The 18198-nt window shown below is 38.4% G+C and carries 16 protein-coding genes; 4 read left to right on the top strand and 12 right to left on the bottom strand.

Going from position 1 to position 18198, the window contains the following annotated elements:
* Position 1: 1 nt before the first annotated feature.
* Both ACFE6N_RS00875 and ACFE6N_RS00880 read right to left on the bottom strand, forming a co-directional pair.
* Entirely contained in the window at positions 2-1438 is a 1437-nt protein-coding gene (locus ACFE6N_RS00875; RefSeq protein ID WP_378932840.1) for an MAC/perforin domain-containing protein, read from the bottom strand.
* 151 nt (positions 1439-1589) lie between these two features.
* Positions 1590-2888, bottom strand: coding sequence for a S41 family peptidase (locus ACFE6N_RS00880; protein ID WP_378932842.1), 1299 nt, complete (start codon positions 2886-2888; stop codon positions 1590-1592).
* A gap of 188 nt (positions 2889-3076) precedes the next feature.
* Here ACFE6N_RS00880 and ACFE6N_RS00885 point away from each other — a divergent pair, with 188 nt between their 5' ends.
* A complete protein-coding gene (locus ACFE6N_RS00885; protein WP_378932844.1) occupies positions 3077-3328 on the top strand; it encodes a helix-turn-helix transcriptional regulator in 252 nt (83 codons plus the stop codon).
* A 31-nt stretch (positions 3329-3359) separates the two neighbouring features.
* On the opposite strand, the gene ACFE6N_RS00890 is transcribed toward ACFE6N_RS00885, so the two are convergent.
* The 5 genes from ACFE6N_RS00890 to ACFE6N_RS00910 form a co-directional block, all read right to left on the bottom strand.
* Positions 3360-4592 carry an ATP-binding protein gene (locus ACFE6N_RS00890; RefSeq protein WP_378932847.1) on the bottom strand — a complete coding sequence of 411 codons (1233 nt, stop codon included), beginning with the start codon at positions 4590-4592 and terminating at the stop codon, positions 3360-3362.
* A 173-nt stretch (positions 4593-4765) separates the two neighbouring features.
* Positions 4766-7837 carry a translation initiation factor IF-2 gene (gene infB / locus ACFE6N_RS00895; RefSeq protein ID WP_378932850.1) on the bottom strand — a complete coding sequence of 1024 codons (3072 nt, stop codon included), beginning with the start codon at positions 7835-7837 and terminating at the stop codon, positions 4766-4768.
* A gap of 60 nt (positions 7838-7897) precedes the next feature.
* Positions 7898-9142, bottom strand: a complete 1245-nt coding sequence (gene nusA, locus ACFE6N_RS00900) for a transcription termination factor NusA (protein ID WP_090503332.1) — start codon at positions 9140-9142, stop codon at positions 7898-7900.
* Position 9143: 1 nt separating this feature from the next.
* Positions 9144-9608, bottom strand: coding sequence for a ribosome assembly cofactor RimP (gene rimP, locus ACFE6N_RS00905; RefSeq protein WP_134204315.1), 465 nt, complete (start codon positions 9606-9608; stop codon positions 9144-9146).
* Positions 9609-9729: 121 nt separating this feature from the next.
* The gene (locus ACFE6N_RS00910) at positions 9730-10161 is read right to left on the bottom strand and encodes a hypothetical protein (protein WP_378932853.1); all 432 of its coding nucleotides are present in this window, start codon (positions 10159-10161) and stop codon (positions 9730-9732) included.
* 17 nt (positions 10162-10178) lie between these two features.
* On the opposite strand from ACFE6N_RS00910, the gene ACFE6N_RS00915 reads away from it, so the two are divergent.
* Positions 10179-10523: a phage holin family protein gene (locus ACFE6N_RS00915; RefSeq protein ID WP_134204319.1), complete on the top strand. Its 345-nt coding sequence runs from the start codon at positions 10179-10181 to the stop codon at positions 10521-10523.
* 70 nt (positions 10524-10593) lie between these two features.
* Here ACFE6N_RS00915 and ACFE6N_RS00920 read toward each other — a convergent pair whose 3' ends face one another.
* The 4 genes from ACFE6N_RS00920 to panC form a co-directional block, all read right to left on the bottom strand.
* Positions 10594-11733: an acyl-CoA dehydrogenase gene (locus tag ACFE6N_RS00920; protein WP_293742745.1), complete on the bottom strand. Its 1140-nt coding sequence runs from the start codon at positions 11731-11733 to the stop codon at positions 10594-10596.
* A 354-nt stretch (positions 11734-12087) separates the two neighbouring features.
* Complete coding sequence (locus ACFE6N_RS00925; RefSeq protein ID WP_378932855.1) at positions 12088-13095, bottom strand: lysylphosphatidylglycerol synthase transmembrane domain-containing protein; 1008 nt, start codon at positions 13093-13095, stop codon at positions 12088-12090.
* A 4-nt stretch (positions 13096-13099) separates the two neighbouring features.
* Positions 13100-13450, bottom strand: coding sequence for an aspartate 1-decarboxylase (panD, locus tag ACFE6N_RS00930; RefSeq protein ID WP_134204325.1), 351 nt, complete (start codon positions 13448-13450; stop codon positions 13100-13102).
* A gap of 200 nt (positions 13451-13650) precedes the next feature.
* Complete coding sequence (gene panC, locus ACFE6N_RS00935) at positions 13651-14496, bottom strand: pantoate--beta-alanine ligase (RefSeq protein WP_378932857.1); 846 nt, start codon at positions 14494-14496, stop codon at positions 13651-13653.
* Between the two features lie 150 nt (positions 14497-14646).
* Between panC and ACFE6N_RS00940 the strand changes: the two genes are divergently transcribed.
* Positions 14647-15471 (top strand): glycogen/starch synthase, encoded by an 825-nt coding sequence (locus tag ACFE6N_RS00940; protein WP_378932860.1) that lies wholly within the window; start codon positions 14647-14649, stop codon positions 15469-15471.
* A gap of 21 nt (positions 15472-15492) precedes the next feature.
* Positions 15493-16929 (top strand): DUF4270 domain-containing protein, encoded by a 1437-nt coding sequence (locus ACFE6N_RS00945; protein WP_378932862.1) that lies wholly within the window; start codon positions 15493-15495, stop codon positions 16927-16929.
* An 803-nt stretch (positions 16930-17732) separates the two neighbouring features.
* On the opposite strand, the gene ACFE6N_RS00950 is transcribed toward ACFE6N_RS00945, so the two are convergent.
* A complete protein-coding gene (locus ACFE6N_RS00950) occupies positions 17733-18170 on the bottom strand; it encodes a single-stranded DNA-binding protein (protein ID WP_378932865.1) in 438 nt (145 codons plus the stop codon).
* Positions 18171-18198 lie beyond the last annotated feature (28 nt).

Consider the following 18198-nt stretch of genomic DNA (forward strand, 5'->3'; position numbering starts at 1 on the left):
TTTATAGCGTCATATTTTCTCCAATAGTGTAACCATTTATGTTACCCACATTTTGTACACTGTTCCAGTTGAAATGATACCTAGTTTTAATTTCCCATGTTGGGATTCTCCTTATTAAATTACCTTCTCTAAAGTAGACAACACCACTAGGAATATTATTAATCAATCCATTATTAGGACTTATTGCTGACCCCATTGGAAATTTAGAAATTTCATCATTGCTATAATGGTTTAACATCGATTCATTAAATTCGAATAAACCGTAAAGAACAGATTGATTTGGAATATATCTAAGTTTACCATCCATTACAATGTAAACTTGTCCAGTACTTTCATTACGCAGAAAGGTGCCATTTTGCGGTGCAGGAACCTCATTTATCATTTTAATCTGACGATCTAATATATACTTCTCCACTGCATCTTTAGTCTGCTGTTTTTTAGTTGGATCAGTTATAAATTCATAGATAGGAACTGATCTGTTTATACCAATCAATGATGCATTAGTAACATTGATACTTTGTTGCCAAGTAACAAGATTTATAGATTGAGAAGTATTTCCTAAGGCATCGCCAGAAAAGCTAGTTCCCGAATTATTACCACCATAAAAAGTACCTGCGAATAATTTATCTGTCGTTTCGTTTGAGATTGTTGTTTTTTCCTCTTTGCTTACATCTGTACTAAGATCAATACTAAATATTTTTGCTATACCAATAGAAAATCCTGCTTTTATAGCACGTAGTTTTCTATCATAAGTCGATTCTTTAACAATAGCACCTTTATAGTCGTATTTCAAACGTCCTCCTATGTCAATTCCGAGTAAGATATGGGTTCCATAAGTTTGTACTATCTGTTCTGCACCATAATTAGAAAGATAGGCCAAAAAATCAGCAGTCAAATAGTTTTTTAATAATTCAACGGTAACATCATCCGTAAAATCTATGCTTTTTATCCTGTACCACGATTCATAAGTTGCATAAGAATATTTACTATTATATGTATAACTACTTTGATTATCATTTGTTAAGGAAAAATTAGATGTAGCGTATTGAGTTTTATCTTTATCTCCTCCCGTGATAGTGGCTCCAAAGGTTTGCTTGTTATTAACTTCTTTTACATAATCAGAAGCATTAGCACCGTAGTAAACATTATAACCTCCTTTTGTATCTGTTGGTGTAACAATTTTTGTAGGATAATCTGAGTAAAACCTATTTAGATCAAAAATAGAAACCTTCGATGTATTCTTTCTTTCAAATAATTCACCTGTCACGTCATAACCATGCCCTAATAGGTCCCATTTTCCATCACCAGCAATCGCTAAATTTTTATGATTACCAGCTAGTCCTTTCTCTTCTGCAAGTTGATTTTTCTTGCAACTGCTAAATGCCGCTGTTATTATGCACAGCATACAAATAGCCTTTAATTTGTAATTTTTTTTCATGTAAGTATTTGTTATTTTTTTCAAAACTACCGACAAGAAAAATCAATTATGATAAGGCTAGATTATCATATTGCCAATTAAATTTTCTAGATAGGATTAAATAGTTTGGAGCATAAAAATGTGATTATATACCATTCGATTAAAAAAGGCATTAACGTCTCAACTTTAGCCTATTTTCGATCATCCCAATAGAATCCATACTATTAACTAACATAGGGGTTGCATTTGATCTCCGCTTTAAAATACTACCGCTTTTTTCGGGTTGAATTTGAATCATTCCATTAATCAAAGCCAGTGTAGCCTTTAAACATGGCTCTTCTGGATCACCTAATATCGGATTGTTAGGCATAATAATATTGAGATCAGGTTTCATTCCATTAAAGTAATCAGACCATGATTGGGCATTTTTAATTAGGAAGCTACTTAAGTAAACACTATATTGATCAATGTTAACCGCAAAGAAACCAACCGGTTTTCCATAGGTCTTTTCGCCAATTAACTTCACGTTGAAATAAGGTTTAAGACAACTGATTAGTAATTCGCTGGCAGATGCCGTTCGTCCAGATACGACCACATAAATATCCTGAATACTTTCCAAGCTGCCTTTTTTATTAAATTTGTAGGTATTACCAACTTCGGTATAATCAACATCAGCCAACGTAGCCATCCGTCCATTGTACATCACAGTTTTCCCTTTTTCATCTAAATAAGGCTGATGTCTTAGAATCGTTGCTTTGCCATTTTGAAGAGTAGGATTAAATTCTTCTGAATACATTGTTCTGCGGTTTAATAAACTTGGCGCAATTAAATTAGCAACATATTCTGCAGTTTCTACATAACCACCACCATTTGAGCGCAAATCTAAAATCAGATATTTCGGCTTATCTATAGCCGCTTCATCAAAAATCTGATCAAGTTTTGACTTAATGTTATTGAGTTGGGGAAAAGAACCCAAAGCTATATATGCAATAACCTTGTCTTCAGAACGGATTATACGATTAGCTAAAATAGCTGCATCATTTACGATTCCCGCACGAGCACTACTACCATTTCTACCTAGTTGAAGATACGAGTATTTAGGTACATTACTATAGTTTGAAATTTCAAATGGCTTGCCTGTTGCCTGGTTAACTTTAAATTGGGAAATATCAAAAAGTTCATTTCTAAATGCACTGATTTCAGATTGGGAATTGGCATATCTTTCTCTTGGCCTAAAAGCACTGTAATCGGGCAGCACATCATTCCATAAATAAATCTGTTTAGCATATAAAAAAACAGAATCGAGTGTGAACTGAGTCCTTGTTCCGGTAGTTGGCGACACAATCTCATCTTCATTATTATCACTTTGCCGCTCCTTTTTGCAAGAAGAATAAGCTGAAACCATTATTAAATAAATAACCAATTTCATTAATATCCCAGAAAGCGTATGTCTATTATTATAAGTTTTCAATTTTATAAGCAAAGATTTAAATAAATTAAAACCATTTACAAGAAACGTTATTTTTTTCCCATAAATTAAACCTACAGCAAATAAACATATTTAATTTATTAATTTTGACAATCACGTATTATCACAATGTATTTATTAACTCACAATAATTACATCAAACAAAATACAGTCTATCAGTGCTACTTAAGATGTTGGATATAGGGATTACTTTAAGAAAATATAGAAATAAATATAAGTTTACTCAACAATGTGCAGCTAATGTAATTGGAATAAGCAGGGTTGCTTACCGAAAATGGGAAAATAATGAAGTCGATTTTTCGCTTTCACAACTTGGTAAAATAGCCGAACTCTATGAAATTTCCATTCAGGATATTATTATAGAATCAGGATTTAAGGAGGCTAAAGTAGTTTCCCAAAAGCAGAAAGCGCATTTTGTTTGATGCAGTATTTATTTACCTTCAGGTTATCCAGCTACAACCGAATCGCTTCTATTGAATCATCTTTGGTAATCAGTTTACAAATACAAGCCAAATTGAAGTCAGAATATGCTTCTAAAAATTTCTTATACTTATTAGGCTTAAACTGTACATCGTTATATTTTACTTCATAGGCCAATCCTTTGTTGAGCTGTTCTTCTACCACAAAATCTACTTCATTACCATCAGCCGTGCGCCAGAAATGCAGATGATCGGCATCATACAATTGCCTTAACCTGCAATAAACATAATTTTCCAGCAATTCACCTTTATCAGACCTATCGTTTAACTTCGAAAAATTATTTAACAAGGCATTACGCAAGCCGTTATCGTTAAAATAAACCTTTGGCATTTTGGTTAGTTCTTTCCGCACATTGCCGTAAAATGGAGAAAGCAACCGAACAATAAACGTTTTTTGCATCAGGTAAATGTAATTCTCTGCTGTAGAACTTGCCATCTGCAGGGTATTACCCAACTCATGGTTATTCACCAAATTGCCGGTTTGATCGGCTAACAACCTTGCCAGCTGAAAAAACTTGAGTTCTTCCTTGATTCCTGCTTCCAAAGCATCTTTTTTCATATAACTGTTTACAAGCTCTTTAAGCATTTCCTGCTTTTCCTGTTCTGTATCAGCCAAAACAACAGCCGGATAACCACCGTAAATCAAATATTCATCGAAAAGCGCATTTATACGGCTACGCTGTAGTCCCTGGTAAGTAACTCGTTTTTTCATTTGTTCCCACTCAGTAATTAAACCATCTTCACCTTTAAAATGGAGAAACTCATCAAAGGCCAAAGGAAAAAATTCGAATACTTTTTTCCTACCGGCCAGGCTATCTTTAAAACTTTTATCTATGTAAAAGGCGCTACTTCCCGTCGCGATGATTTTTAATTTTGGCGAGTATTTATCGTATAAAAGCTTTAAAAATTTACTGGGGTCTTTTGCATACTGAACTTCATCAATAATAATATACAATCGTTTATCTGCTGGTAAATCAGCAGGTAACAATGTATAGTTAAAAATATTTTCGGCATGCTGATTTACAGCCTCTAAAATGGTAGGATCTTCAAATGTAAGAAAATAAACCACTTCGTTATCTCTTTCTAGCTGCTCTGCCAATTGCTTAACAAGTGTAGTCTTCCCTATCTGCCTTGAACCTATAATAATGGTATGCTGAGGTTTGACTAAGTGATTTTTTAACGATTTCAAAGCCGCTGATCTTTCCATAACAATAAACATCAAAAACACAAATATCGATAATTTTAAGATAACAAATCAAAATTATCCGATATTTTTAATATATAAACTAAAAATTATCCGATATTTTTAAGGTAATCGATTTATTATTATAAAAAAAGTGGCCCTTTTGAGGCCACTTTAAATCATATATTTTAAACTAATTAAAGTTTTCTTGCTACTTCAACCTGTTCGTAAGCTTCTACAATATCACCAACTTCGATGTTATTAAAGTTTTGAATATTTAAACCACACTCATAACCTTTAGATACTTCTTTAACATCATCCTTATAGCGTTTTAAAGATGCCAACTCACCTGTATACACTACAACACCATCTCTAACGATACGGATTTTGCTGTTACGGGTAATCTTACCATCCAGTACCATACAACCCGCAATGGTACCCACTTTTGTAATTTTGAATGTTTCGCGAATCTCCACGTTAGCCACAATTTTCTCTTCAAATTCTGGATCCAACATACCTTCCATTGCCGATTTAATCTCATTTATCGCATCGTAAATGATAGAATATAAGCGTATATCTATCTGTTCAGCCTCAGCCAGTTTACGTGCACCTGTTGATGGACGAACCTGGAAACCGATGATAATCGCATCTGAAGCCGAAGCCAGCAATACATCAGACTCTGAAATCTGACCAACACCTTTACTGATGATATTGATCTGGATTTGCTCTGTAGATAATTTCAGTAATGAATCTGATAACGCTTCGATAGAACCATCCACATCACCTTTAACGATGATATTAAGTTCTTTAAAGTTACCGATTGCTAAACGACGACCAATCTCATCCAAAGTAATGTGTTTTTGCGTACGTAAGCCCTGCTCACGCTGTAACTGCATCCGTTTGTTTGCAATATCACGTGCTTCGGTTTCACTCTCTAAAGCATTGAAACGATCACCTGCTGTAGGTGCTCCCTGCATACCCAAAACCTGTACGGGTTGTGATGGACCTGCTGAATGAACTTTAGCACCACGTTCATTGGTTAACGCTTTTACCCGTCCACTGTAGCTACCCGCTAAGATTGGATCTCCAACTTTTAAGGTACCGCCCTGAACCAATACGGTAGTTACAATACCACGTCCTTTATCTAAGGCCGATTCGATTACCGTACCTGTAGCACGTTTATTCGGATTGGCTTTCAGCTCTAATAACTCAGCCTCTAATAAGACCTTATCTAAAAGCAAATCAACATTTAAGCCGCTTTTGCTTGAGATTTCCTGCGATTGGTACTTACCACCCCAATCCTCAACCAGGATATTCATCACCGATAATTGCTCACGTACCTTATCTGCATTGGCACCTGGTTTATCTACTTTTGTGAAAGCAAATACCAATGGTACGCCCGCTGCCTGTGCGTGGTTAATAGCCTCTTTTGTTTGAGGCATCACTGCATCATCAGCTGCAATAACAATAATGGCAATATCGGCTGCCTTGGCACCACGTGCACGCATCGCAGTAAAGGCTTCGTGACCCGGAGTATCCAGGAACGTTACTTTTTTACCTGAAGGAGTAGTTACCATATAGGCACCGATGTGCTGGGTAATACCACCGGCCTCACCAGCTACTACATTTGCTTTACGGATATAATCCAGCAATGAAGTTTTACCGTGATCGACGTGACCCATAATTGTTACAACCGGAGCTCTTTCAATTAAATCAGCCTCATTATCTTCTTCCTCGATTACATTGTCCTCCTCTTCATCTGGTTTTATGAATTGAATTTCATAACCAAACTCATCGGCCACGATGGTTAAGGTTTCAGCATCTAAGCGTTGATTAATGGAAACAAACATACCAAGACTCATACAAGTACCAATAATTTTGGTAACCGGTACATCCATCATGTTCGCTAACTCATTAGCTGTAACAAACTCTGTTACTTTTAATATTTTCGACTGCGATTCAAGCTCATTTGCCGCTTCCTCTGCATTAAATGCTACGTCATCACGTTTCTGACGACGCAATTTAGCACGTTGTGCAAATTTACCAGATTTACCCGCACCACTTAAACGGGCAAGAGTTGCTTTGATCTGATCTTGAATTTCTTTCTCAGTAGGTTCTTCTTTAGGACCGCTTGGTGTAGCGTTTCTATTTTGGAAACCTGGTCTGTTATTGTTATTTCTATTTCCCTGATAAGGCGTTCCACCCTGTCCGGCTGGTCTGTTACCCTGGTACGGTGTACCGCCACCTTGCCTGTTGCCCTGGTAAGGCTGGCGAGGCTGACCTGGTGCACCACCCTGACCTGCAGGGTTATGCTGGCCTTGCTGGCCCTGACCACCTTGCTGACCTGGTTGTCCGGGTGCTCCCGGGGTTTTCTTACGTTTACGCTTACGTTTAGCAGCTTCACTATCACTAGATGATGCTACCGGACCGTTTCTCCTATCCGGCGTTGTTGGTAAAACAATTTTACCAATAATATTCGGACCTGTTAATTTAACCGTACGTGCTTTAATTACTTCAGGCTCGTTGCTTGCCGGTTTTGCTTCAGCTGGTTTCTCCTCGGCCTTAGGCTGTTCAACCGGTTTCACAGGCTCAGCTGCTTTGGCTACTGGTGTTTCCGCAACTGGTGCTGATACAACAGGAGCTTCTTCTTTTTTAACCTCAACTGGTTTTTCTTCCACTTTGGGTTGTTCAACCGGCTTTACAGGTTCTGGCGCCTTAACTGCTGCTGGTTCTACAACAGGCGGTGATGCAACAGGTGTTTCATCTTTTTTAGCCGGGCGTGTTTTTGGGTTAAGATCATTTAAATCGATCTTTCCTACAATTTTAACCCCAGGTAATCCGGTTTCTTCAGCTTTATTTTCTTTTACTGGTTCTACTGCTGCCGCAGGTGCTGGTGTTGGCGCTTCAGCTTTAGGCGTTTCTACCGCCTTAGGTTTTTCTACCGGAGGGGTAAATGATTGAGCATTTTTAATTAAAATCTCCTCATTTTTCTCAAAATCGGCATTTTTCTTCGGCGCTTCTACTGGCTTCTCAGTTTCAGGCTCGTCGCGACGTATTTTACCAATCACTATTTGTTTGGCTTCTTCTCTTACGATCTTATCTCCCTGATACTCTTTCAATAAGGCATTATACATCTCACCCGTAAGTTTAAACATAGGGCTCTTCTCGGCAGAGAAGCCTTTTTTGTTTAAAAACTCAACGGCTGTACCCATGCCTATATTAAGTTCTTTAATAGCTTTAATTAAAATGATTGGTTTGTCGTCTGACATTTAGCTCCTGTTATTTTTTATAATAAAACAAAAGTAGTGTTTATTTGGCAATTACACCACTTATTCAAATTCTGACTGTAAAATCTGAACCACTTCTTTAATGGTTTCTTCTTCTAAGTCGGTGCGTTTTACCAAATCTTCTACTGTAAGTGCTAAAACACTCTTAGCAGTATCGCACCCGATAGCCTTTAATTCATCAATGATCCAGCTATCAATCTCATCTGAGAATTCTTCTAAATCCACATCCTCGTCACTTTCTTCACCTGCTTCACGGTACACATCAATTTCATAACCAGTTAATTTACCCGCCAGTTTAATGTTATGTCCGCCACGTCCGATGGCCAATGAAACCTGATCTGGTTTTAAGTAAACCGATGCATGTTTGGTTTCATCATCCAATTTGATAGATGTGATTTTAGCCGGGCTTAAAGCACGGGTGATGTATAATGAAATATTATTAGTGAAGTTAATCACGTCAATATTTTCGTTTTTCAACTCCCGAACAATCCCGTGGATACGTGATCCTTTCATACCTACGCATGCTCCAACCGGATCAATACGGTCATCGTACGATTCAACCGCAACTTTAGCACGCTCTCCCGGTTCACGAACAATTTTCTTGATGGTAATCAAACCGTCGAAAATTTCCGGAACTTCCTGCTCGAACAAGCGTTGTAAAAATTCTGGTGCTGTTCTCGAAATAATAATTTTCGGATTGGCATTGATCATTTCTACTTTAGAAATCACTGCTCTTACAGAATCACCTTTTTTGAAATAATCAGCAGGAATCTGCTCGGTTTTAGGCATTAAAAGTTCGTTACCTTCATCATCTAAAACCAAAGTTTCTTTTTTCCAAACCTGATAAACCTCGCCGGTTACAATTTCCCCAACACGATCTTTATATTTTTTGAAAATTTCATCTTTCTCTAATTCCAAAACTTTAGAAACGAGTGTTTGGCGTGCAGCTAAAATCGCTCTGCGACCGAAGCTCTCTAGCGTAATCTGCTCAATATAATCGTCGCCAACTTCTAAAGTCGGATCAAGTTTATGTACATCAGCAAGTTCGATCTCTAAATCATCATCCTCAGAAAACCCATCCTCCATTACTTTTCTCGTTCTCCAGATCTCCAAATCCCCGTTATCAGGATTCACAATTACGTCACAGTTCTCGTCTGTTCCGTATTTTTTACGCAACATGCTACGAAAAACTTCTTCCAGCACACTGATCACCGTTGGGCGATCTATATTTTTGAAATCTTTGAACTCTTGAAAAGAGTCGATCAAATTAATTGTTGTAGTACTCATTTTACTTAAATGAAATTAACACACTTGTTTCTAATATATCATTAAACGGAACATCTGTCTGAATTGCTACCGCCTTTTTCCCTTTTTCTTTAACCGATTCTTCAATCAGCAGATTATTTTCTGTAACCGCTAGCAGTTTCCCTTCTTTTTTTGACCCTTCTTTAAACTTAATGCTTATTGTACGGCCAACATTTTTATTGTACTGACGGATTAATTTTAAAGGCTCGCCAACGCCCGGGGAAGAAACTTCTAAATTATAAGCCTGCTCTATTGCATTCTCTTCTTCGAGATGAAAACCAACATGCCTGCTTATGGCTACACAATCCTGTATGCTAATACCTTCGTCGCCATCAACATGAATAATCAATTTATTGTTTGGTAACATTTTCACATCAACCAAAAACAGTTCTGGCCGATCTGCAATTTTTTCCTCTACGAGGGCTGCAACTCTCTTTTCTACCTGCATATTTCAACCTGATTTCATAGAAAAAGGGGACATTGTCCCCTTCTCTTTTCTTCGATTACGATGCAAATGTAGTAATTTTTTACAAAAAATCAAACACCTGTACGAATTATTATGCTGATTATTACCGTTTAAGTGTTTGCTGCTGTGCTTTTAAGTTCTGCTTACCCTTTCCCCTAATCAGATCGCCAGCAGTCGCAAATTTTACCCCAATATAACTTTCTACCAGATACTCCGTACCCTTTGAGAAAGGCCGGTCAGGACTAAACACAAGCGAATCGCCTAATATTTTGATTTTTCCAGGCACTTCCCGTTCATCCTGAATAGTGTCCAGATCGCCTGGCCTGATCAAAACCGAGATCAAATTAGCGGTATCAGCTTTGCTCCTATAAGCATTTCTAACCTGCAAAAGGCTCGCCTCATCAATATTCTTAATGATAATCGAAGTGCTATCTCCAGAAAACTTAATCACCGGTTTATTGTTTCTATTCGAACATGAAAACATGGATATGGAAATCCAAACGATAACCGAATAGGTAAAATAGCGTTTATACATTTACAAAAACAACAATTATGAGATTTATTATTGAAATCCTGCTAACAGGACTGGCGTTTTTTATAGGCGCAAAACTAGTGCCGGGGGTGAGTATCGATGGCTTCGGAAATGCCATTATCGCTTCAGTGCTGATTGCACTTGCAAATGCAACAATTGGGTTCATTCTAAGGCTATTAACTTTCCCGATTAATTTTTTAACCCTGGGATTGGTATCATTTATCATCACCGTTTTAATGATTTTACTGGTTGATAACATGATGACCTCTTTCAATACATCAGGCTTTATTGCTGCAGCATTTTTAGCGGTTGTGGTTGCTTTGATAAAGGCTGTATTTAGTGCCATTGCGGGAGAGAAGGAATAAGTTTGGAGTTAGGAGTTTGGAGTTGAGAGTTTGGACAAGTGACTCCAAGCTCCCAACCTCAAACTCAAAACTAACGGATAACCTCTCTTGATATCACCATTTTCTGGATCTCAGAGGTGCCTTCGTAAATCTGGGTAATTTTTGCGTCTCGCATTAACCGCTCTACGTGATATTCTTTAACAAAACCATAACCGCCGTGTACCTGTACAGCTTCTACAGTTACATCCATAGCCACTTTCGAAGCAAACAATTTCGCCATGGAACCCGCTTGTGTATAGGGCAAACCCTGATCTTTTAGCCAGGCAGCCTTATAAACCAACAACCTGGCGGCTTCAATCTGCGTCGCCATATCAGCAAGTTTAAAAGCAATAGCCTGATGCTCAGCAATAGGTTTTCCAAATGATTTACGCTCTTTTGCATACTGCGTTGCCAATTCGAAAGCGCCTTGTGCAATACCCAAGGCCTGGGCAGCAATACCAATCCTTCCTCCTTCTAATGTTTTCATGGCAAATTTGAACCCAAAACCGTCGTCACCAATTCTATTTTCTTTTGGCACTTTAACATCGTTAAACATCAACGAATGCGTATCAGAGCCACGGATGCCCAGCTTATTCTCCTTTGGCCCAACGGTAAACCCCTCCATTCCTTTTTCTACGATAAAAGCATTTATACCTTTATGTCTTAATTCGGGATGGGTTTGTGCAATAACCAGGTAAGTTGATGCAGTACTTCCGTTTGTGATCCAGTTTTTGGTACCGTTAAGCAGATAATAATCTCCTTTATCTTCGGCTGTTGTACGTTGCGATGTGGCATCAGATCCAGCTTCGGGCTCTGACAAGCAAAAAGCGCCTATTTTTTCGCCGGCAGCCAGCGGCTTTAGATATTTTTCCTTTTGGGCTTCAGTACCGTAGGCTTCTAAACCATAACAAACCAATGAATTATTTACCGAAACCACAACAGATGCAGACGCATCTATTTTTGAAAGCTCTTCCATGACCAGCACGTAAGAAATGGCATCAAGTCCGCTTCCATTATATTTTTCATTCACCATCATCCCTAAGAAGCCGAGTTCTCCAAGTTTTTTTATCTGCTCGGCCGGAAATTTCTGATGCTCATCTCTTTCAATTACGCCAGGCTTTAATTCTTGCTGCGCAAAATCGCGGGCAGCTTGCTGAATCATTAATTGCTCTTCACTTAATTCAAAATGCATAACATTTATGTATAAAAGGTTAGTAAATCAAATGTAGCATTTCTGATTGAAATTACTATGGCTGCATAGTAATTTATTTTTAAACTCGTTGGCTGTTGTAAGGGTATATTAGTAAAGGCCTATTGCTTTAACCAGATGTTTCTTTTATTTTTTTGGAAAGCAAGAGCAGTAATTACTGGGCTCCGATAGCCCTGCCCTTTGCTTTATCCGGTGAAAACTGTGAAACAGGCATGCACACAAAAAAACAAAAAGAATAGTGCATGAACCGGTACAACGCTGCCGGTCAGGTTTATTAACAAAAAAGCAGCTGTACTATTAAGCCAACTAAAAACCCGTATAGCCGCAATAAAAGATTTATCTAGTGGTATGGTCTGCTTTAAGAATGGAAACATCCCTTTTGGTTAAGATGAAAAACAAACTTAAACTCCCTAAAACCAGGATTAGCAAAAACTGTGAGGAATGAATAATGGTTGAGTAGGCTAAGCCATCTTTGAAAGATATGCCATACAATACCAGTGACTGGGCAACCATCCAGTGAAAAACACCGATACCGCCCTGAACAGGTGCCGCCATAGCAAAACCTGAAAATACAATTGCTGTAAATGCGGCATTTAAATGTAAATCTGAAGTACTTGGAATGGAAGAAAAAGCAAAATACATAGAAAGCAAGTAGAAAGCCCAAATACCAAGGGTGTAGGTTAGGAACAAACCTTTTTTTTTCAACTTGCTGTAAGAGCCAAAACCCTGACGAAGACTTACAAAAATGCGTAAGAATTTTTTACCAAATTTTTGACGGAGAAAATAGATTGAAACAACAATGAGCAGCAATATAACAGCACTAAAACCAACTAACCACCAATAGTTAACCGCATTTAATTTTTTAGCCAGATTGAGATATATGGTTTGATAAAGGAAGTCGGCTACGATATCATATTGAAAGATCAGCATCGCCAAACTAGTCAGAAAAAGCATCACTACATCAAACAGCCGCTCGGTAATTACGGTTCCAATAGAAGCAAACATAGGTACCTTTGCTGCTTTACGGATAACGGAACAGCGACCAATTTCGCCAAAACGCGGCAAAGCCAGATTGGCCAGGTAACCGATCATTACAGCGTGGTACGCATGCCAAAAGTCTACATCGTAATGAATAGACTGATATAACATCCTCCAGCGCAAAGCCCGTAACACGTGAGCAATTAAAACCGCAACGGCAGAAATAATTACCCAAAAGTAATTTGCTGTTTTAATTTCCTGCCAAATCTTTTCTAAATCCTGACCCCGAAAAGCTAAATACAACACCCCTATCCCTATTAAAAACAGGATGATAAATTTTAGCGCTGTTTTGAGATCGAATGTCACAAGGTTATTTTAGCAAATGATTATTATCATCAGGGAAAACCAATATCGGATTATATTTTTTGGCCTCTTCTATTGGCAATGCACCATATGACATAATAATGAGCACATCACCTAACTGAGCCAAACGGGCTGTTGCACCATTTAAACAAATGGTTCCCGTTCCGCGCTCACCTTTTATTACGTAAGTTTCAAAACGTGCACCATTATTATTATTTACAATTTGCACCTTTTCATTAGCAATAATGTTAGCCGCATCCATCAAATCCTCATCTATCGTAATACTGCCTACATAATTCAATTCGGCTTGTGTTACCCTAACACGGTGTATTTTCGATTTTAATATTGTGATAACCATTTGGCAAAGTTAGTAATCAGTTTGGAGTTTCACACTAAAGGAAGACGTAATATGGAAAATGGATGATGGTTGGTTATATACGTCATGAAAAGAGTGATACATGATCGTTCATGGTAAATAGCTTCAGGACCCCTGCCGTTAACCATAAGACGATGACCAATTATCTTAAACCGCTTTCATCTTACCGCTCCTATTTTCCATCACTTTATAATCATATTATCAATCAACCTCGTTGAACCCACCTTTGCAGCAACCAGGGCGACCAGGTTATCTTCATCTTTTGATTTGGCCGGCTCCAGTGTATTGCCATCGGCAATGGTAAAATAATCGAGTTCAACCCCTTCTATGCCCTGATAGCATGCTTTTGCCTTATCTACCAGTTCTGCAAGTGAATATTCATTAAAATGATCAACAACGAACTGCAGCGATTTACTCAAGACAAGTGAATGCAGGCGTTCATCGGTTGATAAATGGATATTCCGGCTGCTCATCGCTAAACCATCATCTTCGCGGATAATAGGACAGGTAATAATGGTAATAGGCAATTTAAAATAAGACAGCATATTTTTGATCATCAATACCTGTTGGAAATCTTTTTGCCCGAACATCGCCACATCGGGTTCTACCGCATCAAACAGTTTTTTTACAATCTGCGTTACGCCCTGGTAATGGCCTTTCCTAAACTCGCCTTCCAATAAAAATTCGGCTTTACCTAAATCTATATGCCATGCCTCATCAGCACCATTCGGATACATCTCTTCAACATTTGGCATAAACACAGCATTACAGCCGGCATCGGCCAGCATCGCCAGATCATGCTCGATCGGCCGTGGGTATTTTTCCAGATCTTTAGGATCGGTAAACTGTGTAGGATTTACGAAAATACTGCAGATAATAACATCTGCATTTTGCTGGGCCAGTTTGATCAGTGAGATATGGCCGTTGTGCAGAGCGCCCATGGTAGGCACCAACGCTATTTTTTTAGCTGAAGCTTTTAATGGCTGCAAAAAAGCCTTAAGCGCTGCTTTGGTTTTAAATATTTCCAATTTTGGACAATCTAAATTAAAGCTGTAAAGGTGTAAATTAATCTAAATGAAACCAAACAAATGCTTGCTATATTGATAAATAGTATTATTATGCTTACCTTTGCAGCTCATTATCTTTTATTTAACTTAATATTTTCTTAAAATATGGAGATGGCAAAAACGAAGCTGCTGATTGTTACACACGAGATGTCGCCTTTCCTCGAGCTTACTAAAATTTCTGAAATTACGCGTCAATTGCCACAGGCTATGCAAGAAAAAGGATTCGAAATCCGCATCTTGATGCCAAAATTTGGTAATATCAACGAAAGAAGAAATCGTTTACATGAAGTAATACGCTTATCGGGAATGAACATCATTATTGATGACAACGATAACCCTTTAATCATCAAAGTAGCCTCCATCCCAGCTGCACGCATGCAGGTTTATTTCTTAGATAACGAAGAATATTTCCAGCGCAAACAAGTATTCAGAGATGCCAGCGGAAAATTTTTCGATGACAATGATGAACGTACGATTTTCTTCTGCAAAGGCGCATTAGAGACGGTTAAAAAATTAGGTTGGGCACCAGATATTGTTCACTGCCATGGCTGGATGAGTGCTTTGGTTCCTGCTTACATTAAAACCACTTACAAAAACGATCCTACCTTTAAGAATTCAAAAGTAGTTTATTCTGTTTATGAGGATGGTTTTACAGAAAAATTGAATGCAAATTTTGCTACCAAAGCAGTGATGGCCAATATGACGGAAGATGACACTAAAGCATTTTTGCCATCTGACTGTGACAGCATGCACATCGGTGCTATAACCCACTCAGATGCAGTGGTTTTAGGAGACGAAAACTTAAACCAGGATGTGTTAAAATTTGTTAAAGATTCTAATAAGCCAACATTAGCTTTTAACTTAACCGAGAATTTTGAAAACTTCTATAGCTTCTATGAAGAGATTTCAAATGATGAATTGGTTTCAGTAGCTTAATCAGGTATTATTATTTTAAATATGAAATTTACAAAACAAGACTTATTAACCCTGTTGATAAGTCTTTTTCTTTTTGCATCATGTAAAAACCCCGATGGTGTTGGTTTAGATGTTGACCCTAATACGGCTATTACCGGAACTTTGGTAGTGTCTCCTGTTACCACACAACTTGTACCAGAAGCGGCCGCTAATACTTCAGGGCTGAACCGCTATCCGTTAGGTTACATGACCGATCCTGTTTTTGGTAAAACAGAGGCAGGTATAGCAATGACTGTTTATCCGGCAAGCACCAGTTATGATTTTGGAACGGCACCTCAACTTGACTCAGCCATTTTAGTATTAAAGTTTGACGAAACGAGCACGGTGACCAAATTTTATGGTGACACCACAAATTCTAAATATAGCATAGATGTATTCCAATTGGCCAATAAGGTAACCAATTATAAAAGTTCTGATGTCCAGTCCATCAATAATACTTTATTAGGCAATTTTACCGGCAAACTGGCTCCAAACACGAAACAAAAGGTATATGATATTGTTAGCGGCAAAGCCGATACTTTAAAGACAGTACCTGCGCAGATCAGAATACCCTTAAACAAGGCATTTATACAAAACGCCATACTTAATCAGGGTACCGCAGGAACAGCAACAGAAAGCAAGTTTATAGAATCTTTTAAAGGTTTGTATGCACAGGTTAATAAAACATCTTCTACAGGCGTTGGCGGGATTGCATTCTTTAACTTTTCAGGAACTGACTCATACCTGCAACTGGTTTGGAAAAAAACGAATACTTCCAACGGCGTAGATACTGCAACTGTAAATTTCCCTATCGGAAAACTGGTGTCAAATGGTAGTGGTGGTTCTTTTATTTCGGGTATAGCCGCCAATATTAAACACGATTATACAGGTACAGAAATAGAGAAACAAATTGCTGTCCCAGTTCCACCAGATCCAGCTCAACAGTATAGCGTAACCTATTTACAAGGTTTAGCCGGTGTGAAAACTAAATTAAAGTTCCCGGAATTGATAAACTTTACCAGCAATTACGGAAAAGCGGTTATCAATAAAGCAGAATTAGTGGTAGAAATTGGCGAAAGTGCACCTGCATATCCTTTTAACGCCGCACAACGACTTTCTTTATATCGTTGGGATATTGCACAGCAGCCTGCAAACATACCTGATTACACAACATTTTCAAGTAGCACTTCTGGCGGTGCTGCACTTTTTGGAGGTTATTTCGACTCGTTGAAAAAACGCTACATTTTTATCGTAACCAGCTATGTACAAAGCCTGATTGATAAAAACATGGAAGATTACGGTACATTTTTAGCGCCTACATCTTATACTGATTTTCAGATTGTGCCAAGTGCCACATCTGCTGAAAGATCGGTTATAGGCGCTGGCAGTACAACCCCAAATAAGATCAAGTTAAATATTTATTATACGAAGATTAATTGATAATCTTCATGAGATCATCAGAACTCCTGTCTGTAAACCGGCAGGAGTTTTTTGTTTTAAGATTAAAATTAAGCGATCGAGTAGGAAGATAGGGATTAGTTCCCTATCTGTCCTCTCACACCACTGTACGTACCGTTCGGTATACAGCGGTTTGTTGAAACAGTATCTCTTGACAACCGATGATATTCACCTATTGCCAGGCATTGTGCACATTGCTTGCACGGCTCGGCTCAGCTCCTCTTATATTTTACTCTTGGATTCCGTCCTACCCTCATATAAGCAGTTCTCTAATGTAATTCCACTGTAAACGCCCTGCCATAAACTTCCTGTTTCCTTTGCCATTTCAACATTTGGTCCTTCCTGCACCTTAAAATGCAGTACTACGACCGCTGCTGACTTCTAAGTGAGCCATTGAACGTCCCCGCCAAATGTTTCCTCTCCTGTAATCGCGCTTACTCTTGACAGAACTCATTCAGATCTCCCGGGGTAAGACAATCTACTTCCTATGGATGTGGCCTCTGTATTTACGTAATAGTCTCCGTGCAGTATTGGGCTTCTGTTTGTATGGCAACATCACCCAGACTAGATCCGCCTCATATACAGTTTCTGTTCGTAAGCCCCCATATTTGCCGCCGACTTCCTTCAGATTCGCAGTCACCCACGACACCCCTGTCTTTAGCTAACACTTCCTACTGCTAAGCGTGTTCGGGACTCTAACCCTATAGTCGATTGCCATGCCCGGCGCACCATAAAAAAAGCTACCTCTCATCAGGTAGCCTTTAAAAATTACTTTACATTCCTGATTAAAACGGAAGATCACCGTTTTCATCTGAAGGGCCAATTGTAAATTCATCATCAATTTTAGCTTCAGTGTGTTGATGGGCAGGCGTTGTCGGATTTTGCTCAAAATCGCTTTTTCTACCCAACATGGTAAAGTTCTCTGCAACGATTTCAGTTACATATTTTTTTACCTTTTCTTTATCTTCAAAGGATCGTGTTCTTAGTTTGCCCTCTATGTAAACCAGTTTACCTTTTTGCAGGTATTTGGAGGCGACCTCGGCCAATCCACGCCATAATACAATATTGTGCCATTCTGTTTGCTCTACTCTCTTACCGTCTTTGTTGTATGTTTCTGATGTAGCTAATGGAAAGCTGGCTACTGTTACGCCACCGTCTAAATGCCGTACTTCAGGGTCTTTGCCTAAATGGCCTACTAAAATAACTTTGTTAATCCCAGACATAAATATTTTTGGTTAGTTGTTTTCTTTT

It is taken from the genome of Pedobacter sp. BG31 (assembly GCF_042464845.1).
Classification (GTDB): Bacteria; Bacteroidota; Bacteroidia; order Sphingobacteriales; family Sphingobacteriaceae; genus Pedobacter; species Pedobacter suwonensis.

Excerpts from the sequence above, each read along its gene's own strand:
- nusA (WP_090503332.1), bottom strand. The coding sequence starts at position 9,142 with ATGAGTACTACAACAATTAATTTGATCGACTCTTTTCAAGAGTTCAAA.
- ACFE6N_RS00945 (WP_378932862.1), top strand. The coding sequence starts at position 15,493 with ATGAAATTTACAAAACAAGACTTATTAACCCTGTTGATAAGTCTTTTT.
- ACFE6N_RS00910 (WP_378932853.1), bottom strand. The coding sequence starts at position 10,161 with ATGTATAAACGCTATTTTACCTATTCGGTTATCGTTTGGATTTCCATA.
- panD (WP_134204325.1), bottom strand. The coding sequence starts at position 13,450 with ATGGTTATCACAATATTAAAATCGAAAATACACCGTGTTAGGGTAACA.
- ACFE6N_RS00890 (WP_378932847.1), bottom strand. The coding sequence starts at position 4,592 with ATGGAAAGATCAGCGGCTTTGAAATCGTTAAAAAATCACTTAGTCAAA.
- rimP (WP_134204315.1), bottom strand. The coding sequence starts at position 9,608 with ATGCAGGTAGAAAAGAGAGTTGCAGCCCTCGTAGAGGAAAAAATTGCA.
- ACFE6N_RS00875 (WP_378932840.1), bottom strand. The coding sequence starts at position 1,438 with ATGAAAAAAAATTACAAATTAAAGGCTATTTGTATGCTGTGCATAATA.
- ACFE6N_RS00940 (WP_378932860.1), top strand. The coding sequence starts at position 14,647 with ATGGCAAAAACGAAGCTGCTGATTGTTACACACGAGATGTCGCCTTTC.
- infB (WP_378932850.1), bottom strand. The coding sequence starts at position 7,837 with ATGTCAGACGACAAACCAATCATTTTAATTAAAGCTATTAAAGAACTT.
- ACFE6N_RS00915 (WP_134204319.1), top strand. The coding sequence starts at position 10,179 with ATGAGATTTATTATTGAAATCCTGCTAACAGGACTGGCGTTTTTTATA.
- ACFE6N_RS00885 (WP_378932844.1), top strand. The coding sequence starts at position 3,077 with ATGTTGGATATAGGGATTACTTTAAGAAAATATAGAAATAAATATAAG.
- ACFE6N_RS00950 (WP_378932865.1), bottom strand. The coding sequence starts at position 18,170 with ATGTCTGGGATTAACAAAGTTATTTTAGTAGGCCATTTAGGCAAAGAC.
- ACFE6N_RS00920 (WP_293742745.1), bottom strand. The coding sequence starts at position 11,733 with ATGCATTTTGAATTAAGTGAAGAGCAATTAATGATTCAGCAAGCTGCC.